General features: G+C 70.2%; 29 protein-coding genes and 2 tRNA genes. 18 read left to right on the top strand and 13 right to left on the bottom strand.

All coding sequences use genetic code 11. The annotated features are described in order from the left end of the window. Positions 1–149: 149 nt before the first annotated feature. A tRNA-Arg gene (locus WBK31_RS35150) sits at positions 150–222 on the bottom strand. 228 nt (positions 223–450) lie between these two features. Here WBK31_RS35150 and WBK31_RS35145 point away from each other — a divergent pair. From WBK31_RS35145 to WBK31_RS35120, 6 genes are all read left to right on the top strand, one after another. Beyond that, positions 451–1,875: a sensor histidine kinase gene (locus WBK31_RS35145; RefSeq protein WP_406673810.1), complete on the top strand. Its 1,425-nt coding sequence runs from the start codon at positions 451–453 to the stop codon at positions 1,873–1,875. A 76-nt stretch (positions 1,876–1,951) separates the two neighbouring features. Continuing rightward, positions 1,952–2,596, top strand: a complete 645-nt coding sequence (locus tag WBK31_RS35140; RefSeq protein ID WP_364061744.1) for a response regulator transcription factor — start codon at positions 1,952–1,954, stop codon at positions 2,594–2,596. Positions 2,597–2,807: 211 nt separating this feature from the next. Continuing rightward, on the top strand, positions 2,808–4,109 hold the full coding sequence (locus WBK31_RS35135; protein WP_406673809.1) for a hypothetical protein: 1,302 nt from the start codon (positions 2,808–2,810) through the stop codon (positions 4,107–4,109). Position 4,110: 1 nt separating this feature from the next. After that, positions 4,111–4,842: a prolipoprotein diacylglyceryl transferase family protein gene (locus WBK31_RS35130; RefSeq protein ID WP_364061750.1), complete on the top strand. Its 732-nt coding sequence runs from the start codon at positions 4,111–4,113 to the stop codon at positions 4,840–4,842. A gap of 41 nt (positions 4,843–4,883) precedes the next feature. Beyond that, on the top strand, positions 4,884–6,419 hold the full coding sequence (locus tag WBK31_RS35125) for a radical SAM protein (protein ID WP_364061753.1): 1,536 nt from the start codon (positions 4,884–4,886) through the stop codon (positions 6,417–6,419). Next, complete coding sequence (locus WBK31_RS35120; RefSeq protein ID WP_406673808.1) at positions 6,416–6,733, top strand: hypothetical protein; 318 nt, start codon at positions 6,416–6,418, stop codon at positions 6,731–6,733. The genes WBK31_RS35125 and WBK31_RS35120 overlap by 4 nt, the downstream gene beginning before the upstream one ends. On the opposite strand, the gene WBK31_RS35115 is transcribed toward WBK31_RS35120, so the two are convergent. Then, positions 6,728–7,189 (bottom strand): MaoC family dehydratase, encoded by a 462-nt coding sequence (locus WBK31_RS35115; protein WP_364061759.1) that lies wholly within the window; start codon positions 7,187–7,189, stop codon positions 6,728–6,730. The genes WBK31_RS35120 and WBK31_RS35115 overlap by 6 nt on opposite strands. A gap of 310 nt (positions 7,190–7,499) precedes the next feature. Here WBK31_RS35115 and WBK31_RS35110 point away from each other — a divergent pair, with 310 nt between their 5' ends. Continuing rightward, the gene (locus WBK31_RS35110; protein WP_364061762.1) at positions 7,500–8,681 is read left to right on the top strand and encodes an ATP-binding protein; all 1,182 of its coding nucleotides are present in this window, start codon (positions 7,500–7,502) and stop codon (positions 8,679–8,681) included. A gap of 102 nt (positions 8,682–8,783) precedes the next feature. On the opposite strand, the gene WBK31_RS35105 is transcribed toward WBK31_RS35110, so the two are convergent. Then, the gene (locus tag WBK31_RS35105; RefSeq protein WP_406673807.1) at positions 8,784–9,458 is read right to left on the bottom strand and encodes a MauE/DoxX family redox-associated membrane protein; all 675 of its coding nucleotides are present in this window, start codon (positions 9,456–9,458) and stop codon (positions 8,784–8,786) included. 121 nt (positions 9,459–9,579) lie between these two features. Then, on the bottom strand, positions 9,580–10,527 hold the full coding sequence (locus WBK31_RS35100) for a hypothetical protein (RefSeq protein ID WP_406673806.1): 948 nt from the start codon (positions 10,525–10,527) through the stop codon (positions 9,580–9,582). A 217-nt stretch (positions 10,528–10,744) separates the two neighbouring features. Here WBK31_RS35100 and WBK31_RS35095 point away from each other — a divergent pair, with 217 nt between their 5' ends. Beyond that, a complete protein-coding gene (locus WBK31_RS35095) occupies positions 10,745–11,239 on the top strand; it encodes a SigE family RNA polymerase sigma factor (RefSeq protein WP_364061771.1) in 495 nt (164 codons plus the stop codon). An 83-nt stretch (positions 11,240–11,322) separates the two neighbouring features. Here the strand turns inward: WBK31_RS35095 and WBK31_RS35090 are convergent, their stop codons facing one another. Beyond that, positions 11,323–11,829: a MarR family transcriptional regulator gene (locus WBK31_RS35090; RefSeq protein WP_364061774.1), complete on the bottom strand. Its 507-nt coding sequence runs from the start codon at positions 11,827–11,829 to the stop codon at positions 11,323–11,325. A 96-nt stretch (positions 11,830–11,925) separates the two neighbouring features. Between WBK31_RS35090 and WBK31_RS35085 the strand changes: the two genes are divergently transcribed. The 4 genes from WBK31_RS35085 to WBK31_RS35070 all read left to right on the top strand — a co-directional run bounded on the left by WBK31_RS35085 (position 11,926) and on the right by WBK31_RS35070 (position 14,023). After that, on the top strand, positions 11,926–12,489 hold the full coding sequence (locus tag WBK31_RS35085; protein WP_364061777.1) for a YceI family protein: 564 nt from the start codon (positions 11,926–11,928) through the stop codon (positions 12,487–12,489). Positions 12,490–12,704: 215 nt separating this feature from the next. Further along, positions 12,705–12,794 (top strand) — tRNA-Ser (locus WBK31_RS35080). A 355-nt stretch (positions 12,795–13,149) separates the two neighbouring features. After that, complete coding sequence (locus WBK31_RS35075) at positions 13,150–13,428, top strand: hypothetical protein (protein WP_406673805.1); 279 nt, start codon at positions 13,150–13,152, stop codon at positions 13,426–13,428. Between the two features lie 364 nt (positions 13,429–13,792). Then, entirely contained in the window at positions 13,793–14,023 is a 231-nt protein-coding gene (locus WBK31_RS35070) for a hypothetical protein (RefSeq protein ID WP_378785907.1), read from the top strand. 1 nt (position 14,024) lies between these two features. Here WBK31_RS35070 and WBK31_RS35065 read toward each other — a convergent pair whose 3' ends face one another. Then, positions 14,025–14,588, bottom strand: coding sequence for a dihydrofolate reductase family protein (locus WBK31_RS35065; protein WP_406673804.1), 564 nt, complete (start codon positions 14,586–14,588; stop codon positions 14,025–14,027). 53 nt (positions 14,589–14,641) lie between these two features. Then, a complete protein-coding gene (locus tag WBK31_RS35060; protein WP_406673803.1) occupies positions 14,642–15,289 on the bottom strand; it encodes a class I SAM-dependent methyltransferase family protein in 648 nt (215 codons plus the stop codon). A gap of 222 nt (positions 15,290–15,511) precedes the next feature. Between WBK31_RS35060 and WBK31_RS35055 the strand changes: the two genes are divergently transcribed. Next, on the top strand, positions 15,512–16,051 hold the full coding sequence (locus WBK31_RS35055) for a DUF6368 family protein (protein WP_364061792.1): 540 nt from the start codon (positions 15,512–15,514) through the stop codon (positions 16,049–16,051). A gap of 192 nt (positions 16,052–16,243) precedes the next feature. On the opposite strand, the gene WBK31_RS35050 is transcribed toward WBK31_RS35055, so the two are convergent. The 4 genes from WBK31_RS35050 to WBK31_RS35035 form a co-directional block, all read right to left on the bottom strand. Next, a complete protein-coding gene (locus tag WBK31_RS35050) occupies positions 16,244–16,609 on the bottom strand; it encodes a VOC family protein (RefSeq protein ID WP_364063227.1) in 366 nt (121 codons plus the stop codon). 255 nt (positions 16,610–16,864) lie between these two features. Continuing rightward, entirely contained in the window at positions 16,865–17,995 is a 1,131-nt protein-coding gene (locus WBK31_RS35045) for a S1 family peptidase (RefSeq protein ID WP_378785910.1), read from the bottom strand. A gap of 189 nt (positions 17,996–18,184) precedes the next feature. Continuing rightward, entirely contained in the window at positions 18,185–19,318 is a 1,134-nt protein-coding gene (locus tag WBK31_RS35040) for an MFS transporter (RefSeq protein WP_364061797.1), read from the bottom strand. Positions 19,319–19,631: 313 nt separating this feature from the next. Continuing rightward, positions 19,632–19,964, bottom strand: coding sequence for a helix-turn-helix domain-containing protein (locus WBK31_RS35035; protein WP_364061800.1), 333 nt, complete (start codon positions 19,962–19,964; stop codon positions 19,632–19,634). 81 nt (positions 19,965–20,045) lie between these two features. Between WBK31_RS35035 and WBK31_RS35030 the strand changes: the two genes are divergently transcribed. Beyond that, positions 20,046–20,627 carry an NAD(P)H-dependent oxidoreductase gene (locus WBK31_RS35030; protein ID WP_364061803.1) on the top strand — a complete coding sequence of 194 codons (582 nt, stop codon included), beginning with the start codon at positions 20,046–20,048 and terminating at the stop codon, positions 20,625–20,627. A 15-nt stretch (positions 20,628–20,642) separates the two neighbouring features. After that, positions 20,643–21,923, top strand: coding sequence for a TIGR04013 family B12-binding domain/radical SAM domain-containing protein (locus WBK31_RS35025; RefSeq protein WP_406673802.1), 1,281 nt, complete (start codon positions 20,643–20,645; stop codon positions 21,921–21,923). 3 nt (positions 21,924–21,926) lie between these two features. On the opposite strand, the gene WBK31_RS35020 is transcribed toward WBK31_RS35025, so the two are convergent. After that, a complete protein-coding gene (locus WBK31_RS35020) occupies positions 21,927–22,223 on the bottom strand; it encodes a hypothetical protein (RefSeq protein WP_364061809.1) in 297 nt (98 codons plus the stop codon). A 45-nt stretch (positions 22,224–22,268) separates the two neighbouring features. Next, on the bottom strand, positions 22,269–22,778 hold the full coding sequence (locus WBK31_RS35015; RefSeq protein WP_364061812.1) for a VOC family protein: 510 nt from the start codon (positions 22,776–22,778) through the stop codon (positions 22,269–22,271). 61 nt (positions 22,779–22,839) lie between these two features. Here WBK31_RS35015 and WBK31_RS35010 point away from each other — a divergent pair, with 61 nt between their 5' ends. From WBK31_RS35010 to WBK31_RS35000, 3 genes are all read left to right on the top strand, one after another. Then, positions 22,840–23,289, top strand: a complete 450-nt coding sequence (locus WBK31_RS35010) for a MarR family transcriptional regulator (RefSeq protein ID WP_364061815.1) — start codon at positions 22,840–22,842, stop codon at positions 23,287–23,289. 59 nt (positions 23,290–23,348) lie between these two features. Continuing rightward, positions 23,349–23,537 (top strand): hypothetical protein, encoded by a 189-nt coding sequence (locus WBK31_RS35005; protein WP_043619667.1) that lies wholly within the window; start codon positions 23,349–23,351, stop codon positions 23,535–23,537. A gap of 532 nt (positions 23,538–24,069) precedes the next feature. Then, complete coding sequence (locus tag WBK31_RS35000; protein ID WP_406673801.1) at positions 24,070–25,485, top strand: xylulokinase; 1,416 nt, start codon at positions 24,070–24,072, stop codon at positions 25,483–25,485. Positions 25,486–25,518 lie beyond the last annotated feature (33 nt).

The following is a 25,518-nucleotide window of genomic DNA, read 5'->3' as shown; positions in this document are numbered from 1 at the left end:
AGCCTCAGCGGCCGACATCTTCGCCGAATCGGTCGGCGAGGAGGAAGAAGGAGCTTGTCAGCAGAGGTGTTAGCAAGATCACGACATTGTGCTGACAAACACTAAGGCCCGCTCCCCAGGAACCCCTGGTAGCGGGCCTTTCGTATGTGCGCGGCCGAGAGGACTCGAACCCCTAACCTTCTGATCCGTAGTCAGATGCTCTATCCATTGAGCTACGGCCGCTTGGCGCTGCCGCTTTGACCTGCCCGGCCTCAGCGACAAGAAGACTCTACCAGAGTCGCACAGTGCTTTTAGCCGTCTGAGCGCCGTCCCGGGGATCCGGCGGACGTTCGGCGTCTCTCCCACCCCCGTACGGCGCGCGTGCCCCCGGGCTTCGGGCTGTGGATACATCGAAGGGTGTATTCACAGGCGGACCTTCGCAGGAGGTCAGGGGCGGTGGGAGGTGGTGGGATGGAAGGCATGTGGCGAGTGGTGTTGGGGGCTGTGGTGGCCTTCGCGACCGGCGTGTTGCTGATCGTGGGCAATGCCTACCTGCCCCGTGGCGTGCCCTCGTGGGTGCTGGTGGTGCCGCTGGCGTTCACCTGTGCGGGGGTGCTGGTGCGGCAGCGGGCGCCGCTCGCCTCGCTGGCGCTGGGCGTGGTGGGGGTGACGATCGACGGGTTCGTGGGGCCGTCCCTGGGGACGGTGCTGGTGTTCACCGACAACCTGTACGCCGCCGCGCTCTACGGTCCCGCCCGCTTCGCCCGCGTGCTGCTGGGCATCTGTTCCGTGCTGGCGGTCGTGGCGGGGGCGCTGGCCGGGATCCTCGACTCTGACTGGCGGACGCTGGCCGTCATGGGCATCCAGGCGGGGCTCGTGCTCATCACGCCGGTCACGACGGCGCTGGTGCTGCGCGAGCACCGTGACCGGGCGGCGGCGGAACGGGCGCGGGCCGAGCAGGTCGCCCGCCTCGCCGAGCTGGACCGGCAGGCGGCCGTCACGTCGGAGCGTACGCGGATGGCCCGCGAGCTCCACGACCTGATCGCCAACCACTTCAGCGCCATCGCCATCCAGTCCACGGCCGCGCTGTCCCGCAAGGATCTCGACGCCAAGACGGTGCGATCGATCATGGAGTCCGTACGCGAGAACAGCGTCAAGGGCATGGCCGAGATGCGGGCCATGATCGGGCTGCTGCGGCAGGAGGGCGACGACGGGGAGGGCGAGGCCACGCGTCCCCGGCTGGCCGACGCCCAGACCCTCATCGACCGGGCGCGTCAGGCGGGGATGTCGGTGGACGCGCGGGTCGAGGGGGAGCCGCGGGAGCTGCCCGCCGCCGTTGACCTGGCCGGCTACCGCATCCTCCAGGAGGCACTCACCAACGCCATGAAGCATGGGGAGTCGCCGGTGCGGGTGCTGATCTCGTACGAGGGCGGCAACGGGGGCGGGCAGGTCGCCTTGCGCGTGGAGAACCGGATCGGCGGCGAAGGCCGGGCGAGAGGGGTAGAGGGCCTGCTCGGTGTCGGAGCCGGGCTGGTCGGGATGCGGGAACGGGCCTCGCTGGTGGGCGGGTCCTTCGAGGCCGGTCCTGTTACGGGGCCGGCGGCGGCCGGGTCTGCCACGGGTCCGTCGGCGGGTCCGTCGGAAGGGGCGGCTGAGGGGGCGGTTTCCGAGTCCGCTGTGGGCTCGGCGGCGAATCCTGCGGTCGGCCCGGGGGCGGGGCCGGTGACAGGCCATCTGGAGGGCCGGACGGCGGGCTCAGCAGGGTCGGTGACGGGTGCGGCCGGCTGCAGCGGAGGGTTCGGCCGCGGGCGGTGCGGCGGCGGGCGATGCGGCGGCGGCTGCTGCGAACAGCGCCGGCGGGCAGTGGTGGCGGGTGATGGCCGTGCTGCCTGCTGATCCGGACGCCGAGGTCGGGGCGGCTTCCGGTGGCGGGATTCGGTGATGGGGTTCCTTCGACTTGCGGTGGAGGTGGATGGTGGCTGTACGGGTGCTGGTCGCTGACGATCACGCGGCGGTCAGGGTCGGCATCGTGCTGATCCTGGAGGGAGCCGAGGACATCGAGGTCGTGGGCGAGGCCGCCGACGGGGTGGAGGCCGTGGCCATGGCCAAGGAGCTGCGGCCCGACGTCGTGTTGATGGACATACGGATGCCGCGTCTCGACGGCATCTCCGCCACCCGCGAGCTCGCCGGGGTCTGTGACGTGCTGATCCTCACCACGTTCGATGTGGACGAGTACGTGTTCGGGGCGTTGCGGGCGGGCGCGGCCGGGTTCCTGCTGAAGAACACGGACGCCGATTCCCTGGTGGAGGCCGTACGCGTGGTGGCGCGTGGTGACGGGCTCATCTCGCCCGGGGTGACGCGGAAGCTGATCGCCGCATTCGCCGAGCAGGCGCCGGCACCGGCGCGCAAGCCCGAGGGCGGTGCGGACCTGGCCGCGCTGACCCCGCGCGAACGCGAGGTGCTCGCCTGCATCGGCCGGGGGCTGTCCAACGCTGAGATCGCCCGGGAGCTCGACATGGCGGAGGCCACCACGAAGACGCATGTGAGCCGGGTGCTCAACAAGCTGGGGCTGAAGAGCCGCGTTCAGGCGGCGATCTATTACTCGGAGGGTGCGTAACGGGGCAAGTGGACTGTTGGGCCGTAGGGTGTGCGGGGTGAGCGTTTTGTCGTTGCTGTCCTGGTCGTCGTCGGCGCCCGGCTTCATGCGGTACGGGCTCGCCGCCGTCGTGAGCGGGCGGTGAAGGCGTTGACCGGACGTCGCTTGCGGATGCCGGGTCCGATCATGGCGATTGGTCTGATCGTGACGACTAGGGGGGTGGACCGAGCCGATGACCACGACACCGCCGCCGGGGCCTGACGAGGAGCCCGAGCAGCCGGGGCAGGGGGATGCCGAGCCGGCGCAGCGTGACATGCCGCCGCGCGACATGCAGCCGCCCGGACAGCCGGGCCAAGAGGGCATGTCGGGCGGTCAGCCGGGTGAGGGCGTGTCGGGCGGTCAGCCGGGTGAGGACGGGGTGCCTGCTGAGCAGCCGCAGTTCCTGCCTCCGCCGGACGGGTCGGTGATCAAGCCGCCTCCCAGTGCCGAGCCGCCCGGTGGGCAGCCGGTGCCGCCGGCTCCAAGCGGCCGGCCGATCATGATGCCGCCGCCCACCGGTACGCCCGCCGCCATCCCGCCTCCGTCCGGTGTCCCGAGGCCGATGCCGCTGCCGGACGAAGACACGTGGGGTGTGGGTAAGCCGCGCGCGAGTGCAGCCGAGGCTGGGGAGTCGCGCCAGGGGGCGCAGGGCGGTGAGACGCCGGGCGACGGGGACCGGCAGCCCGAGGCGTCGGGTGAAGGGGAGGCGGGTCACGAAGAGCCTGGGCAGTCGTCGGAGGCGTTCTCGGGCGCCGGGCGGTCGTCGGACGTGCCCGCGGGGGCTGGGCGGCCGACGTTCGTGCCGCCCGACAACGCCTACCCGCTGCGCCCCGAGCCGCCGCAGGGCCGCAGCGGTCCGCAGTACGAGGGCGGGTTCGCCGGGCAGCCGCCGTACGGGCCTGGAGGCGGTTATGCGCAGCCTGGGGCAACCGGCCCCGGGCAGCCGCCGTACGGGCCTGAAAGCGGTCATGCGCAGACCGGCCAGGGGCAGCCGCCCTACGGCGGCCGGCAGCCGTACGGAGCCACGCCGCCCGGCCAGTCACCGCACGAAGGCCAGCCGCAGTACGGCGGCCCCACGCCCTCAGGCCAGCCGTACAACCCGCAAGGCCAGGGCCCGTACGGAGGCCCGCCGCCGGGCGGGCAGTTCCCGCCGCCCACCTTCGGCCCCCCGCCACCCCCGCCCACGGCGAGCAACAAGGCGGGCGTCGTGGTGGCCTTCTTCTTCGCCGGCCTGGCCATCTACAGCGTCCTCAACGCGGTCATCGGCTTCTTCGTCTTCTTCGCCGCCCTGAACGCCGAGGGCAACTCCAACCCGTACGTGATCGCCGGCACCGTGATCCTGGCCGCCGTCGGCCTGGTGGCGGGCATCGGGCTGTGCTTCGTGCGCAGGCCGTGGGCGCGGGGCCTGGGCCTGGGGCTGATGGTCGGGTGGGCGCTGTGGTCGATCATGTCGGCGGGCTTCTGCACGGGCCTCAATCCGGACCTGTACACCTGACATGCCGTACCACGAGATCTTCGTCGGCCTCGGGGTGCTGGTGGCCGGGATCGTGTTCGTACGCGAGGCGCGCAGCAGGGGCGCCCTCAACGAGCAGTCCCTTGTGGCGGTGGCCGGGGCGCTGGTGGGCGGCGCGATCGGGATGCGGCTCGCGGGCTGGATGGAGACCCTGAATGTGAAGGACCTGTGGCTGTACGGCTCGCGCAGCATCCTGGGCGGTCTGACCGGCGCGTACGCCGGCGTGCTGGTGGCCAAGCGGATCATCGGCTACAAGCAGCGCACGGGTGACCTGTTCGCCCCGGCGGTGGCGCTCGGGATGGCGGTGGGCCGCATCGGTTGCCATCTGACGGAGGCGCCGGGCCGGCCGACGGACCTTCCGTGGGGCGTGCACGCGCCGCCGACGACGCCGGAATGCCCGGGATGCCTGACCGGCGAGGCGATGCACCCGTCGTTCATCTACGAGATCATCTTCCAGCTCGCCGCGTTCGTGGCGTTGCGCTGGGCGCGTCACAGGATCACGCAGCCGGGGGAGCTGTTCACGCTCTACCTGGCGGGTTACGCGGTCTTCCGCTTCTTCGTGGAGTTCACCAGGGCGAACGAGACCGTGTGGCTCGATCTCACCAGGCCCCAGTGGTTCCTCATCCCGGGCATGGTGCTGCTCGGGGTGCGGCTCGCGTACGGCTGGCGGCGCGGTTACTACGATGCCCTTTTCAGGCGGGAGGTCATGACATGAGTGCTGGTATGGGGCTTCGTGGCGATCGCATCCTGCGGTACGTGAACGCGTTCTGTCCGAGCTGTCACGGCCGCGACCTGGCGGAGGTCGAGCGGCTGAGCGGGTACCTGGCCGAGCGGGACGGCAAGGTCTGGCTCGAACGCGGCTGCCGCGAGCACGGCTTCATCCGCACCCTGTACGACGAGGACCCGGAGATCCTCGCGTACCTGGAGGAATGGACCGCCCCCACCAAGCAGCACATCCCCGACACGCCGGGGAACTTCCTGCCCATCCCCTCCGCCTACCTCCAGGGCCTGCCGGAGATGCAGACGCAGCACACCTGCATCCTCCTGGAGGACATCGCCGAGACCTGCAACCTGCGCTGCCCCACCTGCTTCGCCGACAGCTCGCCCGACCTGACCGGCGTCGTCCCCGTCGCGGACGTGCTGGCCAACGTCGACCAGCGTCTTGCGCGCGAGAACGGCAAGCTCGACGTCCTCATGCTCAGCGGCGGCGAGCCCACGCTGCACCCCGAGCTCAAGACGCTGCTCGCCGAGCTGACCGCCCGCCCGATCACCCGCATCCTCGTCAACACCAACGGCGTGCTCATCGCCAGGGACGACGCGCTGCTCGACCTGCTCACCGAGCACAGGGAGCGGGTGGAGGTCTATCTCCAGTACGACGGCACGTCGGCCGAGGCGTCCCGGCACCACCGCGGCGGCGACCTGACCAGGATCAAGGCGGACGCCGTACGCCGGCTGTCGGAGCGCGAGATTTTCACCACGCTCGTCATGACCGCCGCGCTCGGCGTGAACGACGGGGAGATCGGCGACGTCGTACGCATGGCGCTGGACACCCCGTACGTCGGGGGCGTCTCGCTGCAACCCCAGTTCGGCTCCGGCAGGTCGGGCGCCATCGACCCCAACGACCGGCTCACCCACACCGGCGTGCTCAAGCGCCTTGGCCCGCAGACCGGCGGGCTGGTGACCTGGCGCGACCTCACCGCGCTGCCCTGCTCCCACCCGCACTGCTGCTCGGTCGGCTACATGCTGCGCGACGACGCGGGTGAGTGGCGCTCGCTGACCGCGCTGATCGGACACGACCGGCTCAAGGCGAACCTCGGCCTGGTCTCCAACCGCATCGCCGACACCGAGATCCCGCGCGAGCTGCGCCTGGCCGTACAGGAGTCGCTGCTCGGGCTGCTGTCGGAGCAGTCGTCGCTGTCGCATCCGCAGATCGGCGACCTGTGGCGGACCATCTGCGAGAACTGCGACCTCGGCATCTCCACCCTGCTCACGCTGGCCTCGTCGGCGCTGCCGGGACGGCGCAAGAAGCTGCGCAGGATGCTGGGCGAGCGGGTGGTGCGGATCACGATCAAGCCGTTCATGGACCTGTCGACGATGATCGAGGAACGGCTCACGCAGTGCTGCGTGCATGTGGGGACGCGCGGCGAGCAGGACCAGTGCGCGCCGTTCTGCGCGGTGCAGGCCTGGCCGCAGCTTTCGCGTCAGCGGCTGTCGGCGGTGGCGCGGATGCCCGAGGGCCGGCGCCTGCCGGTGGTGGCGCCGGTGACCGAGCCACAGGGGACGCCGCGGTGAACGGGGCGCAGGGCCCGGCGGGGGTGCAAGGGTCGGCGGGTGCGCAGGGATCGGGGGGTGCGCGGGGGTCGGGGGCGCAGCCGTACGATCCGCTGCGCCTGTGCGTGTACGCGACCGTCGCCCTCCTGGCCTGGCTGCTCGGCCCCTGGGCGGTGCTGGGCTTCGCGGCGCTGGGGTTCGCCGGCGATTGGCGGGCCAGGCGAGCGGGGCTGTCCAGGAGCAAGTGCTTCCTCCGGGACACCCGGCTCGTGCTGGCCTACCTCGGGCTCATCGGCCTGGTCGCGCTGGCGGCCATCGTCGTGGGATTCCTATGACTCCGCGGGGACGTACAGGCTGAGGGTCTCGGCGACGCAGGCGGGCCGCTTCTCGCCCTCGATCTCGATCGTCATCTTCAAGCTGGCCAGGTAGCCGGCCGGGGTGCCCTTGACGTCGGTCAGCTCGCCGACCGCGCGCACGCGTGCGCCGACCGGCACGTGGCGGGGGAAACGTACCTTGTTGAGGCCGAAGTTGACGCCCATCTGGATGCCCTCCACCTTGACCATGGAGAACATGAACGAGGGCAGCAGCGACAGCGTCAGGTAGCCGTGGGCGATGGTGCCGCCGAACGGCCCCTCCTTGGCCCGCTCCACGTCGACGTGGATCCACTGGTGGTCGTCGGTGGCGTCGGCGAAGGTGTTGACCTGCTCCTGGGTGATGGTGCGCCACTCGGTCGGGCCGAACGTCTCGCCGACGGCCGCCTTGAGTTCCTGTACGTTCGCGAAGGTCCGCATGGCCACGAACGCTATTGCGCGGGCGGTACGGCTGCCAACTCCCCGTACGCCGCCGGGAGGGCGCGACGCGCCGGAAACGGGGCCGGATAACCCGGGGCTCCGGGTGTTCCCAAGATCTTTACTCGAAACCATCGCATCTGTGTTCGAGTCCGCGCTACAGTCTTGGGTATCGCAATCGAACAGAGGTTCGGCCTGGTGAGAGGGGATGTGTCCGATGACGGTGTGCGCGCCCGCCCCTGCTCGGACACGCCGTAGCACTTTCTTCCCAAATCTAAGACGGCCGCTATATCCGGCAATAAAGTCCGAGAGCGTGGACCCTGTGCGAAACCCCTACGCTCCCGGCGCCGGGCAGCGACCGCCGGAGCTCGCCGGGCGCGATCGCGAGCTGCAGCAGTTCGAGGTCGTGCTGGAGCGGGTGGCCCGTGGCCGTCCCGAGCGCAGCATGGTCGTGACCGGCCTGCGGGGAGTCGGCAAGACCGTCCTGCTCAACACGTTCAAGTCCATGGCCATGCAGCGGCTGTGGGGCACGGGCAAGATCGAGGCCCGGCCCGACCAGTCGATCAGGCGGCCGGTGGCCGCCGCCCTCCACATGGCCATCCGCGAGCTGGCGCCGCGTCACCGCGCGCCCGAGCGCATCGAGGAGTTCCTCGGCGTGCTCAAGGCGTTCGCGATGCGCGACCCGTCCGCGGCCAAGGGCACCTCGCACTGGTCGCCCGGCATCGAGGTGCCCGCCAGCCGCGGGCGCGCCGACTCCGGTGACCTTGAGATCGACCTCACCGAGCTCTTCGTCGACGCGGCGAGCGTGGCCACCGACCTGGGGGTGGGCATCGCGCTGTTCATCGACGAGATGCAAGACGTCCAGCCCGCCGACGTCTCCGCGCTCTGCGCCGCCTGCCACGAGCTGTCGCAGTCGGGCGGGCCGCTGATCGTGGTTGGCGCCGGGCTGCCGCACCTGCCGAGCGTGCTGTCGGCGAGCAAGAGCTACTCCGAGCGGCTCTTCCGGTACGCGCGCATCGACAAGCTCGACCGCGAGGCGGCCGATCTCGCGCTGATCCTGCCGGCCCGCGAGGAGGGAGTGGAGTTCACCCCCGAGGCGCTCGACGCTCTCTACGAGGCCGCCGACGGCTACCCCTACTTCGTGCAGGCGTACGGCAAGGTCGCCTGGGACCTCGCGCCGCGCAGCCCGATCACCCTCGAAGACGTCAAGGTCTCCGCCCCCGAGGCCGAGGAGGAGCTGGCGGTCGGCTTCTTCGGCAGCCGCTACGAGCGGGCCACCCCGGCCGAGCGCGACTACATGCACGCCATGGCGCAGATCGGCGACGAGCCGGTCGCGACCGCGGAGGTGGCAGAGGCGCTGGGGCGCAAGCCGTCCAGCCTCTCGCCCGCCCGTGACAGCCTCATCAAGAAAGGGCTCATCTACAGCGCCGAGCGCGGCCAGATCGCGTTCACGGTGCCGCACTTCGGCAAGTTCCTGCGCGCCCAGCCCATCTGAGCGCGCCCCTAGACCTCTATTGGGCTGTCTAGTGGGGAAGCTAGACAGCCCAATAGAGTCATATCGCCATGCCTGTCGAGCGGAATCTAACGCTTTCTAGCGTCAGGCCGATACCGTCGTATATTCCGTAAGAGGCTCGCTGCCCTCCGCGCTGACCACGGCCATCCGCACCGCAGGCCGCCGCCCGCTGAGATAGACCGCGAAGACCACGTCGTCGCCGTCGTGGTTGCGGAAGGCGAAGAACCGCCAGCACAGCTCCCGCCACGAGTCGTACGGCTCGGCCGACGTCAGCGTCTCCTTGTTGGCCCGCCATACGCCGCTCGACCTGAGCCGCGACAGCGTGACCGACTCGGCGGGGCCGCGGCGCTGCTCGCAGGGGGCGCGGAAGCGTACGCGGTCGATCAGCTCCTCGATCTCGGGCGACAGCAGCACGAGCAGGGCCACACCGGCGGCGGCGTACCAGGACAGCTGGAAGGCCGCCACCCAGCCCGTCACCGGCGACCATACCGACATCAACGCCATGCCGGTCAGCACCACCGTGCGGCCGATCGAGCGCAGCCCCACCGGCGCCGAGCTGACCTCGCCGAAGCAGCCGCAGCCCGCGTCCGGCCGCCTCCTGCGCAGCTCAAGGAGCACGTACGTGGACAGCGCGAAGAACGCCACCGTGCCCCACCGGAACAGCGGATGCGTGGTCACCAGCAGCCCTGCGGCCAGCACCAGCTCGCCCACCGCGCACAGCAGCAACGCCGGGACCTGCATGCGCCCCGGCACCAGCACCGCCGGCCCAGCCTCGACAGCGACCCGGGCTCGCGGCCCGAGGTCACGGTGCCCACCTTCGCCACCGTGCCCAGCAGGAGCATGACGATCAGGAGCGGAAGCTGTGATTCAAGCACCAACGTCACCCCAATCCGATCTGCGCATTGAAGCACCCTTTGACCAGGTCGCCGCCGAGCTCGACGTACGAGGTGGGTGAAAGCTCCGCGATCCGCCCGCGCGGCGAGGTGTCGCACTCGACACACCGGTCGCAGAACCGCCCCGCCACGCACCCGCACGCCACCACTGGCACGTTGGCCGAACGGTTGGTGCACACGTTACGCACCCGCAGCAGGGAGCCGAGCGACAGGTACGGCAGGCCCGCGCACGACACCCCCGCCTGCGGGCAGCCCGCGTCGGAGCGCTCCAGCATGGGGTAGGCGGCGCCGCGCTCCTCCTCGTCGAACGTGTCGGACCAGGTGGCCGTGCCCGCGATGCGCGACTGCGCGCCCGCGTACGCCGGGGGCGGAGGCGGCACCGCCCGCGCCGGGTAAGGCGGCTGCGAGGTGGCGGGCAGCAGCGCGAGGCCCGCGCCGTCCTGCCGGATGCCGATCGCGTCGAACAGGTAGCCGGGCTCGAACCTGGGATGGCGCACCTGGAGCCGGCCGGAGGCGCGGTAGGGGATGACGACCGTACGGTGTCCGCGGTGCGGGCCGCAGTCGAGCTCGACGGTGAGGTCTCTGCGGCCTTCGATGGACAGGATGGTCCCCGTGATGCGGGTGGTGTCGACCCAGATGCGCTCGACCACGCGCCCGTCGCGCATCGCCCGCATGAGCACCATGGAGCCCACGGGCACGTCGGCGGGCGCCACCTCCGCGCCGTGCCAGGCGGTGGCCCAGGGCGCGATCACCAGGCGCTCTTCGCCGCCGCCGGGGGTCTCGATGGTGATCAGGTGCGGGCTGACGTCGAGCACCTCGCCGACCACGGCCCGAAGCGGCTCGCCGGTGCCCGCCTCGGGGCCGGGAACGCCTCCCTCACGGCCGAGCGCCGCCGCGGCGAGCACCCTGCGGCGCTCAACGCTCGGATAGCCCATCCGCCCTCCCTCGCCTCGGGTACTAGGGTCACACGATTCCAAGGCTGGTCACGCCGTGGAGGCTGGATGAGAGCAAAATACGCATCCCAGGGGAAGTGCCTTCACCTACGGCGTCGTACAAACCGCCACCAACCTTGACCTACCTTTGTCTGCGGTGGGCCGAAACCTGAATTGCGGTTCGGGCACAAAAGGGCATCAGGCTGCGATTCTGGCCACGATGCAGACCACCGGCTGGGAAGACGAGTTCCGCGAGTACGTGAGGGCGCGCGGTCCCGCTCTGCTGCGCCAGGCGCACCAGCTCACCGGGCACCCGCTCGACGCGGAGGACCTGCTGCAGAACGCGCTCACCAAGACGTACTTCGCATGGGACCGCATCGAGGACAGGGGCGCGCTGGACGGCTACGTGCGGCGGGCCATGGTCAACATCAACATCTCGCAGTGGCGGCGGCGCAGGCTGGAGGAGTACCCCTCCGCCGAGCTGCCCGAGGTCGTCGTCCACCACCAGCACCACGAGCAGGGCGGTGAGCTGCACGAGGCGCTCGAACAGGCGCTGCGCGAGCTGCCCGAACGCATGCGCGCCGCGATCGTGCTGCGCTACTACGAGGACATGACCGAGCCGGAGATCGCCAAGACGCTCGGGATCAGCGTGGGGACGGTCAAGAGCACGGTGTCGCGCGCGATGGCCAAGCTGAGGAACGCGCTGACGGGCTAGGCGGGTTCGCTTCGCCTGGGGGCGGGTGCGGCGGGCTCGGGCCGAATGGCGACGGCTCAGGAGCGGCTCCGCATGGCGGAGGCTCAGGAGTGGACCGACGAGCCGGCGTCAGCGGTGCCTGCCGGGATGCCGGCGGTGGCGCACGGCCGTACGACCTGCCGGATCTTGCGCAGACTGCCCAGGAACGCCTCCAGCTCCTCCTTGCCGAGCAGCCCGGTGAAGGAGTCCTCGATGTCCTGTACGTGCTTGGGCAGCACGTTCTCCAGCCGCTCGCGTCCGGCGTCGGTGAGCGCGGCGTACGAGGCCCGGCGGTCGGTGGCGCAGGCCTCCCTGCGGACCAGGCCCTCGCGTTCGAGGCGATCGACGACCCTGGTCACCCCGCTGGTGGACAGCCCGGTCTGAGCGGCCAGGTCGGACATGCGCAGCCGTTCGCCGGAGGAGCGCGCCAGGCGGATCAGTGTCTCGAAGTCGACGTCCGACAACCCCGCGGCATTGATCACTGGCGCGAAGCGCTCCATCAAGCCCTCGTGCACTTCGTGCAGCAGTCCGATCGCCGTCACCCGAGGGTCGTCCACGTTCATCACACTCATACCTTAGCCGACGATAGTTGACGAGAGGAATATTCCTCAGGTAGACAATCGTTGCCGCAGTAATCCACGCAGCAACTTTCCATCCAAGGAGATCCGATGACCACCCGTACCTGGGAGTCCCTGACCATCCCCGCCGCCGGTACCTACACCATTGACGTAGCCCACACGACCATCGGTTTCGTGGTCAAGCACATGATGGTCAGCAAGGTCCGCGGCCACTTCGGCAAGTTCAGCGGTTCTGTCACGATCGCCGAGAACCCGCTCGAGTCCTCCGCCGAGCTGACCATTGAGGCCGCCAGCATCCACACCGGCGTCGCCGACCGCGACGGCCACCTGCGCGGTGACGACTTCCTGTCGGTTGAGAAGTACCCGAACATCACGTTCCGCAGCACCCGCGTGACCGGCCACTCGGGCGACGAGTTCACCGTCGTGGGCGACCTCACCATCCGCGACGTCACCCGCGAGGTGGAGCTCAAGGTCGAGTACGGCGGCGCGGGCACCAACCCGTGGGGCCAGGCCGTGTGGGGCTTCTCCATCACCACGGAGTTCGACCGCGAGGACTTCGGCCTGACCTGGAACCAGACGCTGGAGACCGGCGGCGTGCTGGTGGGCAAGAAGGTCAAGGTGGAGATCGAGGGCGAGGCCAACCCGGCCGCCTGACCTTCTTTGGGCGTACGGGGGCGTTGAACCCCCGGGGGATCCCTGTGGAAAACTCAGTTATCCACAGCCCTGAAGCCCGCCTCAACACTGGGCGGGCTTCATCCACAGGCAGTTACCCACAGCCTGTTGATAACTTGTGATGGAGGCCCGCGGAGCAATCGCTTTGCCGCCTCGCCGGAAGGCCGGTACGCTGTGCTGAGCCGCACTGGCTTCCAGGAGGATTCGCCTAGTCAGGTCTATGGCGCCGCACTGCTAATGCGGTTTGGGCTTACCGCCCATCGAGGGTTCAAATCCCTCATCCTCCGCACGTGAGAGGCCCTTCCCCGGGCAGCCGGGGAAGGGCCTCTTTGATCTTTGCGAGCATCAGAGGTGCCGTTGTCCTCAGGACGATCCCCAGAGCGCGGCGCCCATCCGCTCACCGGCGTCCTTCATCTGGAGGGGTCGCCACTCCGTGCGCTCGATCAGGCCGCCGAGCTTCGTTGCGAAGACCAGATCGTGATCTGTCCACTTGTCCCCAGTTCTGAGCCGTTCGGCCGCCTGGACCTTCCTGTGGGCCCGTAGGAGAGCCAGGAGCGCGGGAGGGAGCCGGCCGGGGGACGGGCATGCTCGCGAGCGTGAACCGGGTGATTCTGCGTGCGAGGGCGTGGGAGCATGCGTGCCATGGTGGCGCTACCGACGCGCGCGGAGGTCGAAGCCCGGTTCGAGGGGCTGCTCCGGGGTGACATGACCCGGGAAGAAGTGGACCGGTGGGCGGCGCGGTTCGTGGCCGCCGACATGGCCGAGGGGGACGACGAGCCGGTGTGGGAGGCGTTGATGCATCTCTGCGGCGTCGACTTGCGCTCCGGCCCCGATGGGGATTACTTGCACGACGACGAGCAGGTGGCCGGGTGGCTCGGTGAGTTCCGCCGGCGGGTCCGGACGGAACGCCGCCGCGATTGAATGCTGCGTCTGAATGCTGCGTCCGCCGACCGCGATTGAACGCTGCGTCCGCCGACACCGACCTGAGGATCTTCTCCTGAGGGCCGCTCGGCTGTGCTCCGCCGACGTACGGGCCGAGTTCGGTGCCGGTGTGGGCGATGTGCTCGATCACCTGGAGCACGACGAATGGGAGATGGCTCTTGTCCTGCTCCAAGAGCTGGTGACGTCCCATACGTGCCCGCCTGCGTTCTGGACGCTACCGGCGGATGTCGCTTGCCCGTGGCGATGGCTTTCTAGTCGCGTTGGGCGTCATCGAGCCCCCTCGTCGGAGCGGCTGAGCCCCAGTCCCAGAGGGCTTGCAGGACGGGGCCGAGGCGGCGGCCGCATGGATGTTCCCATTTCCCGCCGCGACTTCTTCGACGGGATCGCCGTCGGCTGCGTGGCCGCGAACGCCGCCCCGTCCGCCGCCGCGCCCGCGCGGGCGGCCCAGGAGCCCTCAGGGCCGTCTGCGCTCCGTACGCCGCTCGGGGTGCCGATCACGGTTCGGCCGCGCCACGTCTACGCCACGGGGGTCGACAACCCCTTCGGAGTAGCCCGTACGTCAGTGGCCTCCTGAGTCAGCGGGGTCGCCGGTACCGCAGGTCGACGATCCCGCTCTCAGACGGTGTGCTGGAGATCAGCTCCAGCTCGTACGACTTCGGGACGCCGTTGAAGAGGCGGGTGCCTTCGCCCGCGACGTACGGGAACAGGCTCACGTGCAGCTCGTCGAGCAGGTCCCGCTGCATGAGGGAGTGCCAGAGGCGGACGCCGCCCCAGACGATGATGTAGCCGTCGCCGCCCTGCCGCAGCTTGTCGATCTCTTCTGTGGTGTCGCCGGCGACGATCGTGGTGTTCGCCCAGTCGGCCGTCTGCATCGTCCTGGAGAAGACGACCTTGCGGCCGCTGGTCAGGAGGTCGGAGAAGGGGTGGTCGGGGGAGGTCATCATGGCCTTGGACGTGCCCTCGTACGTGGTGCGGCCCATGACGTGGGCGTAGGCGCCGCGCAGGAACTCGAGGTGGGCCTGACCGTCGGGCCGGAGGTTCTCCGGCAGGCCGAAGCAGAACTCCCAGAAGTCGGTGTCCTGGTCGGCGAGCAGGCCGTCGAGGGAGTAGTTGAAGACCGTCGCTATCAGTTTCCGCATGATCGGGACTCCCGGGGTCGCTGGCTGTCGAGCGACCTTCGTGTCGCTCGTGCTTATGACGGCGCTTCCGTCCGGGAATCATCGGTGAACGTGAACATGCGCCGCCCCGGCACGAGGGGAAGGGGGTCGGCTTTGAAGCGGTGGACGCCGACGCCGAAGCCGGCCTCCGGGGGCGACACCCACGCGCGTTCGAAGCCGCGTTCCTCGAACCAGCGGCAGATCAGCGGCACCCGGTCGGGGGCCTTCCGGTGCCGGGTCCAGATGACCACGCCGTCGGTGGCGCACAGCTGGGGGCAGGTGTCGATGGTGCGCTCTATGTCCTCGTCCGTGATGTTGCCGAACACGCCGCAGACGAGGACGATCTCGGCGGGCGTCAGGTCCTGGTAGCGGTCGGTGAGTGCGGCGTCGGCCGTCAGCACCTCGACCTGGCCGAGTCCGTACGATGCGATCGCCTCCGAGGCGATGGCGGTGTTGCGCGGGTCCAGTTCGACCAGGCGGGCTCGGACGTCGTCGCGGCGCGGGTGCTCGGCGAGCACCTCCAGCACGTCGCGGCCCTGGCCGGAGCAGAGGCTGATGAGCCGCAGCGGGCCGGGCGGGGAGGTGTCGAGCGCGAGGCGGATGCGCTCTTGGACGACTTGTAAGCGCCGCGCCAGGTTGGAGCCGGGGACGTCGTACTGGTCGTGCCACGTCAGCCAATCCATGATCGAAGCCTACGAGGACACCCGGTGGTGTTCCACGCTTCGATTCGATGATCTGCACGTAGTCGCCGTCCGGGTCGATGGCGGTGGCGAGGAGGCTGGGAGCGGTTCGTCATCGGACGGTCCCCGCATGTGGACACCCCTACATGTGCCGATCTCTGCGTGCTCCCGTGCGGGCCAGAAAATCCGGCTGTACGCGGCATTCGGGTCGTTATGCTCGGTGGCGTGGCCGGTCCTGTGTTGCTGATCGAGTTACCGGAACCGGTGCCGGACGCGGCGCTGGCGGACCTGCGCCGAATGCTGTTCCACATGTCCGGTCGTTTCGAGGAAAGGCGTCCCGGCGCGTACGACCTCACTGTCTGCGCCAGGCATCTCGGGATCGTCGAGGACGAGACGCCGGGGGCACATCGGCCGTTCCTGGTCACCGTCCATGGGCCGGGTATCGGCGAGGAGGAGTGGTTCGAGGCCGAGCACCTGGAGTCGCCGGATTTTCCGGCGTACATCGGCTTCGAACCGACGCAGTCCGTCAACGTGGCCGCGATGAGCAACGGTCAGATAGACCACGTCGCCAATGCCCTCCTGACCGCCGCCATCATGGACGTGGTCGGGGGCGTCGCCAACGTCGAGGTGGACGACCGGCATGTACCGGCGGTCGCCGATCTTGAGGGTCTCATCGCGCTGGTGCCGGAGCACTCGACGGCCTTCGGCACGCCGGCGTTTCTGCGCGCATGGGCCGCGCATCCCGAGTTCTGCCTGGTCAAATGACGGTGCGATCGGGAACCCGGTGATGGCCGGGCCGAGCCGGGCGGAGTTCGCAGGCAGGCCGGGGCGGACGCCGCCGGTGACGGTTCCGCGGTGCTCTGACGCATCGCCGGAGGACGCCGGACCGGAGCAGAGCAACGACAGGCGGCGCGACGGCACCTGCCTCCGCGTCGCCGATCCGTGAGCGCACCGGAGTCAGTGGGGCTGGTTGAGCTGGATGATCTGGACGTAGTTGCCGTCCGGGTCGATGGCGGTGGCGAGGAGGCTGCCGTCGCGGTCCTCCAGGCCGGCCAGCCACTGGGTGCCGGCCTGCTCCATGCGGGCGACGACCGCGCGGGCGTCGGGCACGTCGAAGTTCAGGATCACCCGGCCGGGCTCGGGGTTCGTGTCGGCGATGTCCCCGCGGCCGTCGATGAACAGGTAGAAGCCGCCGAACCTGAGCACCCGGTATCCGTTGACCTCGGTGTTCTCCGACGGGTCGAGCGCGGTGGCGTACCAGGTGCGCAGCCGTTCCGGGTCGGTGCTGGACAGAAGGATGCTGCCGAGTGCGGGGCGCTGCATCGCCAAGAGGTCCCTTCTCGCTGACGTCGGCAGTACAGACCCGCGGGCCGTGTGAAAGTCATCGCGGTGGTGCCGCAGGGGGCGAGCGGCCGTCCGGCGCGATGGGCGGGGACGGGCCCGATGAGTCGGGGTGGCTTGATGAGCGGGGACGGGCCCGATGAGCCGGGGGCGGCTTGATGGGCGGGGGCAGGCGCGAAAAGGGCGGCGCGCCCCCGTGGGGACGCGCCGCGTTTTATCCGCGTAGGCAGCGGAGGATCAACCGGTGACGAGGGTGAGCCCGTACACGCTCAGGGCCTCGTTGACCGGCTGGTGGTAGGTGGTGCCGCCGTAGGTGCAGTTGCCGGACCCGCCGGAGGTCATGCCCTGCGCCTGGTTGCCGGAGATGAACGAGCCGCCGGAGTCACCGGGCTCGGCGCACGCGCTGGTCCTGGTCAGGCCGGTGACCGTGCCCTGCGGGTAGGTGACGCTGGCGTTGTGCTGCTGGATGGTGCCGCAGCGCCAGCCCGTGGTGGAGCCGGAGCGGCAGATCGACGAGCCGACCGAGGCCTGCGTGGAGCCGCGGACGGTCACGTAGGCGCCGCCGGACCCGCGGACGTACGGGGTCACGGTGTTGCCGGGGGCGGCGACCCAGGCGTAGTCGTTGCCCGGGAAGGACGAGCCCTGGAAGGTGCCCGACGGGTTGCTCGTGGTCTGGCCGGCCCGGCCGCAGTGGCCCGCGGTGACGAAGCCGGGCGTGCTGCCACGGGTGACGGCGAAGCCGACGCTGCACCGGCTGGAGCCGATGTAGTACGGGCTGCCGCCGATGATGTTGATGAGCGGCTTCGGCTGCTCGGTCGTCGCGGAGACGTTGACGGCGCTCTTGTCGACGCCCGCGGCGTCGGCGAGGGCCTGGGCCGCCTCGACGGTGGGCGCCTGGACGGAGACGGTGTTGGTCTTCACGTCCACGTACCAGAGCGCCGCGCCCGCCCTGGCCTTCTCCGGGGCCTGGTCGAGCTTGGCCATGATGCCGTTCAGTTCGGCGAGCGAACGCTTGACGACGACGGGCTTGGCGCCGCGCGCCTCGATGGCGGAAACCTCCGCCGGGTCGGTGGTGGCGACGTTCAGCTGGGTCGCGTCGTCGTTGAGCCAGGCGCCGCCGAAGGAGTCGTTGCCCAGTTCGGAGCTGAGGCTCTTCTCGGTGGCGGCGGCGCGCTCTTCGTTCGCCAGGCGGGTCATGACTTGATCTTCGGAGAGACCGAGGTCGCGTTCGAGCGCGTCGATCATCTCCGGTGGTGCGGACGGGGAGGCGGTTTGAGGTGCCGGGTCAGCTAAGGCCGGGCTCATGGGGGTTGCCAGGCAGACGGCGAGGAACAGCCCGCCTGCCAGCGCACAGCGCTTACTCAACATGTGCACTCCTCGGGTGGGGGTGCTGTCAAGTTAACGGCTGTTGCGCCCCGATGTTCAGATACCGAAAGGGCACTATTTCGGTGTTATGGCTCCCATTGCGGACCTATCTCACAGCGCATAAATGTCGTCCGAAAAGACGTGGCCGGAGCCGGTTCTCGGCTCCGGCCACCGATGGCGCTGCTCAGGCCGCTATCGGGGAGCGCGGGCGGTGAGCAGGGCGATGATCAGGTACGGAAGGGTGAGCAGCGCGAACGTCGTCCCATTGGACCCGTAAGTTGACAGAGCCCCGTAAGCCCCGTACGTCCCCAGGGTCACGACGTTCGTGCCGAGACCGGCCACCGAGGTGACCGTGGCCCGGGCGGGCCCGCTGATGCGGTTCTGCAGCCGTACGTCGGCCAGCACCCCGGCGAGCTGGAACGCCCCGAACGCCAGCGCGATCAGCACGAACCCGGCGACGTGCCGGCTGAGTGCCCCCGCCACCAGGGCGAGCGCGGCCAGACCGAGCAGCAGCCCGTACGCGCGGGGCGGCAGCCGCTCCGCGGGCCCGGCGAGCATGCTGCCGCCCGCGACGCCCAGCGTGACGAGCAGGACCAGCAGCGGCACCGCGGCCTTGGGCACCCCGGCTTCGAGCGCGAGGTACGGGATGTACTCCTCAAGAGCGCCCCAGACCGCGACCACGAAGGCGACCAGCAGCACCGCGTGCGTGACGCGCCGATCGGCCCGCGTCTGCGCGATGCCCTCGCGCAGCACGGCCAGGTACGACGGCGCCTCTTGGCGCACCCGGTGCTCGGGCAGCGTCAGCGCCGTGGCCGCGCACAGGACGCAGGCCGCCACGCTGGCCGTCGCGACGGCGGGATGGCCCCCGACGGCGAACACCGGCACGGCCAGCGCCATGGCGGCCGCGGTGGCGATCATGCCCGCCGCGGTGGCCCGGCCGATGACCGTGGCGTAGCGGCCGGCCTCGCCGCGGTGGTCGAGCTCCTCGTACGCGAGCGCCTCGTACGAGCCGGACACGAGCGTTTCGCCCGTCCCCCAGAGCACGAAGCCGACGGCGAAGGCCCAGTACGAGGGGAACAGCACCCACAGGGCGAACCCGAGCCCGCTCAGCAGCGGGCCGAGGCAGAGCAGCAGGCGGCGGGAGACCGCGTCGGCCCAGGCGCCGGACGGGATCTCCAGCAGCAGGCCGGTGATGGACCAGATGGCGAACAGGCTGGAGACCTGGGCCAGAGAGAGACCGGTATCGGTGAACAGCAGCGCGTATACCGGGTAGAGCAGGATGAATTCGCTGAGGAACGCGTACGCGTACAACGATGCGACGAGCATGAGGCCTTCCAGGGGCGGATCGAATGGGGCTCCGAGTGCTCGTCGACTCGGAGGCCCGCGCGCCCCGCGCCGGCCTCTGGTGATGGATCCGCAGGTTATGGATCAATGTCGCCAGGTCATGCCGTCGATTCTAGGCGACGGATTCGCGCACGCCAGGCGCGTTGCGCTACCGGCGTACGCAACGCAAAAGCCGCAGAAGCGGGCGACGGCCGCGAAAGTCGCGTGAGGTGCTAAGTCCACGACGGCTGCGAAAGTCGCGTGGGGTGCGAAGTCCGCGAGGGCCGGACGGCCCGCAGGAGTCACAGGACGCGGGTCAGGCGGAGGCGGCTTCGGGCAGCGGGATCCACTTGTGCGCCCACGTGACCAGTTCGTCCACGACAGGGCGCAGCTCCTGCCCCATTTCGGTCAGGTGGTATTCGACGCGTACGGGCGAGGTGGCGAGCACCCGGCGCTCGATGATGCCGGCGGACTCCAGCTCGCGCAGGCGCCTGGCCAGCATCGTGTCGTTGATGCCGGGGATGGCGGCCTTGATGTCGGCGTATCGATGGGCGCCTTTGAAGATGATGCTGATCACCGCCCCTGACCAGCGGGCGCCGATGAGTTCCAGGGCGATGTGGAAGCGCGTGCACACGGACGGGGGGCTCATGTTTCCAGTGTAGCGTTTGCTAAGGAATATGTAGCTCCTCAATTATGTTGAGCAGTCAAATCCCGCTCACCTGGAGTAACCATGGAAGTCAAGCCTGTCCTGCAGATCATCGTCGGCAGCACCAGACCGGGCCGCGCGGGCCGTCCCGTGGCCGAGTGGTTCCGCGACAAAGCCGCCGCGTCCGGCCTGTTCGACGTGGAGCTGATCGACCTGGCCGAGGTGGCGCTGCCGCTGCTCGACGAGCCCAACCACCCCAAGCTGCGCCAGTACGTGAACGCCCACACCAAGGAGTGGAGCGCCACCGTGGAGCGGGCCGACGCGTACGTGTTCGTGACGCCCGAGTACAACCACAGCTTCCCCGCGACGATCAAGAACGCACTCGACTACCTGTGCATCGAGTGGCAGCACAAGCCGGTCGGTTTCGTCAGCTACGGCGGCGTCTCCGGCGGCACCCGCGCCGTCACCGGCCTGCGCCACGTCGTCAGCTCGATGAAGATGGTGCCGGTGCTCGAAGGCGTCATCATCCCCTTCGTCGCCCAGCGCCTGACCGAGGACAAGAAGCTGCGGCCCACCCCCGAGATGGAGCAGGGGGCCGACGCCATGCTGGCCGAGCTGGCCAAGCTCACCGAGCCGCTGCGCGCGATGCGGCTCGCCCACGCCTGAGCTACGCTGCCGGACGTGGCGCTGGCAGTCTGTGTGGTGGTCCGATATCGCAAGGCGGTGACGTACGGGGTGCACGCCCTGCTCGCCGCCCTGGAGACCGCGAAGGTCGAACACGAGCTGCGGCTCGGCACCACCCCAGAGGAGACCGCCGAACACATCAAGGCCACGACGGCCGACCGAGTGATCACGCTCTGGTCGTTCTACTCTCCCGACGCCGAGGCCATGGCCGCCGAGCTCGCCACGGTCAAGCAGCTCAGCGACGGCCGCGGCCTGCACATCGCGGGCGGCGTACACGCCACCGCCGAGCCCCAGCAGGTCATCGACGCCGGGTGGGACCTCGCCGGCATCGGTGAGGGCGAGTCCACGATCATCTCGCTCGTCCGCGCGCTGCAGGACGACGCGCCGCTCACGAGCGTGCCCGGCCTCGCCATCAGAGACTCCGACGGCGTCGCGCTGCGCACCAGGCCGGCGCCGCAGCTTCCGCTCGACGCGTTCCCGTCCTTCGTGGGCAGGCACGGGCCGATCGAGATCACCCGCGGCTGCCGCTACACGTGCCGCTTCTGCCAGACGCCGTTCATGTTCGGCGGCCAGTTCCGGCACCGGTCGGTGGCGAGCGTGCGCGAGCACGTGCGCTCGATGGTCGACAGAGGGCTGCGGGACGTACGGTTCATCACGCCCACCTCGCTCTCCTACGGCTCGCCCGGGCCCGACCCCGACCTCGACAAGGTGGAGGAGCTGCTGGCCGGGGTGAAGGAGGAGCTGCCGCCGCACGGCCGGGTGTTCTTCGGCAGCTTCCCGTCCGAGGTGCGGCCCGAGCACGTCACCCCTGAGGCGATGCGGCTGCTCAAGCGGTACGTCGCCAACGACAACATCATCATCGGCGCCCAGTCCGGCTCCGACAAGGTGCTGGCCGCCTCGGGGCGCGGCCACGGCACCTCGCCCGTACGCGATGCCGTCAGGATCGCGGTCGAGCACGGCTTCCGGCCGAACGTCGACTTCATCTTCGGCATGCCGGGGGAGTCGCCCGAGGACCAGGCGCAGTCGCTGGCCCTGGCCGGTGAGCTGGCCGACATGGGCGCCCGCATCCACACCCACACGTTCATGCCGCTGCCCGGCACGCCGTGGCGCGACGCCGAGCCCGCGTTCATCCCGCTGAGCACGATGAGCGAGCTGGACCGGCTGGCGCAGCGCGGCGACGCGTACGGGCACTGGCGCAAGCAGGCCGAGCACGCCGCCCGCCTGGCCGAGACCGCCAGGGCCTACCCGCGCAGGACCAAACGCCGCCGCACGAGCTGACGGTCACTCGCCGCGCCGGTCGGCCTCCTCGCCCTGCTCACCGCGCTCGCCCTGCTCGATCATCGCCTGGCCGACGTGTTCCTCCAGCGACGTGAGCACCCGTTCGAACGCGTCGCCGATCGGGCGCAGCGCGTGGGTGACGGCGTTGACGAGCGGTCCGAAGATATCGCTCACCTCGGTCATGAGGTCGGGGCGCTTGCTCTCGGGCGGCGCCCAGCGCATGGCGTCGGCGCTCAGCGTCTCCCACTCCTCGACGACGCCGTCGATGGCGTCGACCACATGGTCAGGATCGCTTGGCATGGCCGGTTCTCCGTATGACCAGAGGGCTTATACCTCCACGGTACGTCAGGCGGGAATCGACACCCCCACGCCGCCCCTGGTCCGCGCACCGTAGCGCCGTATGTCGGCGTCGAGGTCGAGGGGACGCACCCGCGTCCGCCCCGCCAGCGTCTCCTCGGTGAGCAGCGCGGCGGGCACCAGCCAGGACACCTCGAACTCCAGCCCGTCGGGGTCGCGCGCGTACAGCGCCTTGGTGGTGCTGTGGTCGGACGCGCCGACCAGCGCACCCAGCTCGGCCAGCTTGGCGCGGACGCGTTCCAGCTCCTCCAGCGTGTCGACCTCCCAGGCCAGGTGGTAGAGCCCGACGGAGGTGCGTCCCGCGGGCGACGGCGCGGCGTCCGGGCCGATCTGGAACAGGCCGAGGTCGTGATCGTTGGACGAGCCTGGGGCCTGGAGGAAGGCGGCGCCCGGCATGCTCATCACCACGTCGAATCCGAGGGCCTCGCGGTAGAAGGCGACGCTCGCCTCCACGTCGCGTACGTACAGGACGGCGTGGTTGAGCCGCTGGACCGGCATGGTTCGCCCCTCTCGACGGGTCCCGGGATCGAGTATATGAGCGTGCAACTAAATTGGGAGGGTGACCAGATGGCTGGATGATGATGAGCAGCGTACGTGGCGCAACTTCCTGGCCGCGACGCGGCTTGTCCACGAGGCGCTTGAGCGGCAGATGCAGCGCGACGCCGGCATGCCGCACACGTACTACGTGATCCTCGCGGTGCTGTCGGAGCAGCCCGGGCGCACGATGCGGATGTCCGATCTCGCGGTCAAGGCGGGGTGCTCGCAAAGCCGCCTGTCGCACGCCGTGCGCCGCTTGGAAGAGCACGGGTGGGTGCGCCGCGAGCAGGACAGCTCCGACCGCCGCAGCCACTTCGCCGTGCTCACCGACGAGGGGTATGCGGTGCTCGAATCCGCCGCTCCCGGCCACGTCGAGGAGGTGCGGCGCAGCCTGTTCGACGTGCTCACGCCGGAGCAGGTGCGCCGGCTGGACGAGATTTGCTCGGCCGTCAGGAACACGTTGGAGGGCTAGCGAGAAAACTGTCGGGCGGAGGCCGTAGCGTTGCCGGGTACCCGACCGAGGAGAGGCCGATGCACGACACCGAAGAGGCACTGTTCAGGGCGGTTCACGGGATCGCGGGCCGGTTCGCCGGCCAGCCCGTCCCCGTGGTGATGGACGCTTTGCTGCGCCATCTGCCCAAGGCTCCCGGCCTCGAGGTGGCGGAGATCCGGAAGATCGCCGAGGAGATCAGCGTGGGGCGCGATCCCTCCGGTCTCTGAGCCGCGGGGCGCCCGGCGGCGGGCCCTGGGATCGCGCGATCGCGTTCGGCATGGTTGTGCACGACCGGCTGCCAGGGGAGCATCGAACCATGGACGAGCCACCCCCTGACGGCTGGTTCACGTTCGGTCTGTGGACGGCCGGTTCGCGGACGGCTGGTCTGTGGATGGCCGGTCTGTGGATGGTCGGTTCGCGGACGGCTGGTCTGTGGATGGCCGGTCTGTGGATGGTCGGTTCGCGGACGGCTGGTCCGTGGACGGCCTGGCGGGCGTGCGATCCGTTCGGGGGCGCCGTACGGGCGCCCCTCGGCCCCGCCCAGAGCGTGCACCGCCCGGCCGGACCAGGGGCCTACGGCGCTTTCATCCGCGACGTGCGGCGCAGAGCCGCCCGGGGCATCGGCCCCGCGCCCGATCGCGGCGAGACGCAGACTGGTCTTGTGGGCGACGACATCGTTATCGAGGCAGCCGCCGTCCGCGGATACCATTTCACGCATCTCACCCAGCTTGCGCTGGACCACTTGTTAGGAGTTCGTGGGTGACGCTGGTCGCAGGGGTCGATTCCTCCACGCAGAGTTGCAAGGTCGTCATTCGAGACGCGGACACCGGTGAGCTGGTGCGGCAGGGCCGGGCCTCCCACCCCGCCGGCACGGAAGTACATCCGTCCCACTGGTGGACGGCGCTGTTGCAGGCCATCGACAAGGCCGGCGGGCTGGACGGCGTGTCCGCCATCAGCGTGGGCGGGCAGCAGCACGGCATGGTCTGCCTCGACGAGTCGGGGCAGGTCGTGCGCGAGGCGCTGCTGTGGAACGACACCCGCTCCGCGCAGGCCGCCACCGATCTGATCGCCGAGCTGGGCGGGCCGCAGGCGTGGGCCGATGCGGTCGGGTCCGTGCCCGTGGCCTCGTTCACCGTCACCAAGCTGCGCTGGCTGGCCCAGAACGAGCCGGACAGCGTCGCGCGCACCGCCGCCGTGTGCCTGCCGCACGACTGGCTCACCTGGCGGCTCATCGGGGCGCTGGAGAGCGGGCCGTTCTCGGTCTCGGCCTGGGCCGACGCGCCCACGCCTTCGCTCGACAGGCTCGTCACCGACCGGGGCGACGCCTCCGGCACCGGCTACTGGTCGCCCGCGACGGGGGCGTACCGTACCGACCTGCTCAAGACCGCGCTCGGCACGGTGCCCAAGCTGCCTCGCGTGCTCGGGCCGGCCGAGGCCGCCAACGAGGGCCCGATCCTGGTCGGTCCCGGCACCGGTGACAACATGGCGGCCGCGCTGGGCGTCGGCGCGCGCTCCGGCGACGTCGTGGTCTCGCTGGGCACCTCCGGCACGGTGTTCGCGGTCGCGGAGTCGCCGAGCGCCGACCCGGAGGGGCTGGTCGCCGGGTTCGCGGACGCGACCGGTCGGTTCCTGCCGCTGGTCTGCACGCTCAACGCCGCCCGCGTCCTGGACGCCGCCGCCCGCATCGCCGGCGTGGGGCTCGAGGAGCTGAGCGAGCTCGCGCTCCAGGCGCCGCCGGGTGCCGACGGGCTGACGCTGGTGCCGTACCTGGAGGGCGAGCGCACGCCCAACAGGCCCACCGCCACCGGCTCCATTCACGGGCTCACGCTCGCCACCTCCACCCCCGCGCACCTGGCACGGGCGGCCGTCGAGGGCATGCTGTGCGGGCTCGCCGACGCCCTCGACGCGCTCGCCATGCAGCCGGAGCGCGTGCTGCTCATCGGCGGCGCGGCCCGCTCCGAGGCGGTGCGCCGCATCGCCCCGACGGTCTTCGGCCTGCCGATCGCCGTGCCGCCGCCGGCCGAGTACGTCGCCAACGGCGCCGCATACCAGGCGGCCACGCTCGTCACGGAGCCGCCGGACTGGAGCACGGGGGAGGCGGAGACGTACACCGGCGACCCCGTTCCCTCGCTGCGTGCGCGCTACCACCGCGCCACCGGCCACATCCTGGACTGATCGCGATTTTCCGCGCCCCCGCCGGCACGCGAC

This window comes from Nonomuraea sp. N2-4H (assembly GCF_045291505.1).
Classification (GTDB): domain Bacteria; phylum Actinomycetota; class Actinomycetes; order Streptosporangiales; family Streptosporangiaceae; genus Nonomuraea; species Nonomuraea fastidiosa.
The sequence above is the reverse complement of the archived record's forward strand: the minus strand, read 5'-3'. Positions and strand labels throughout refer to the sequence as shown.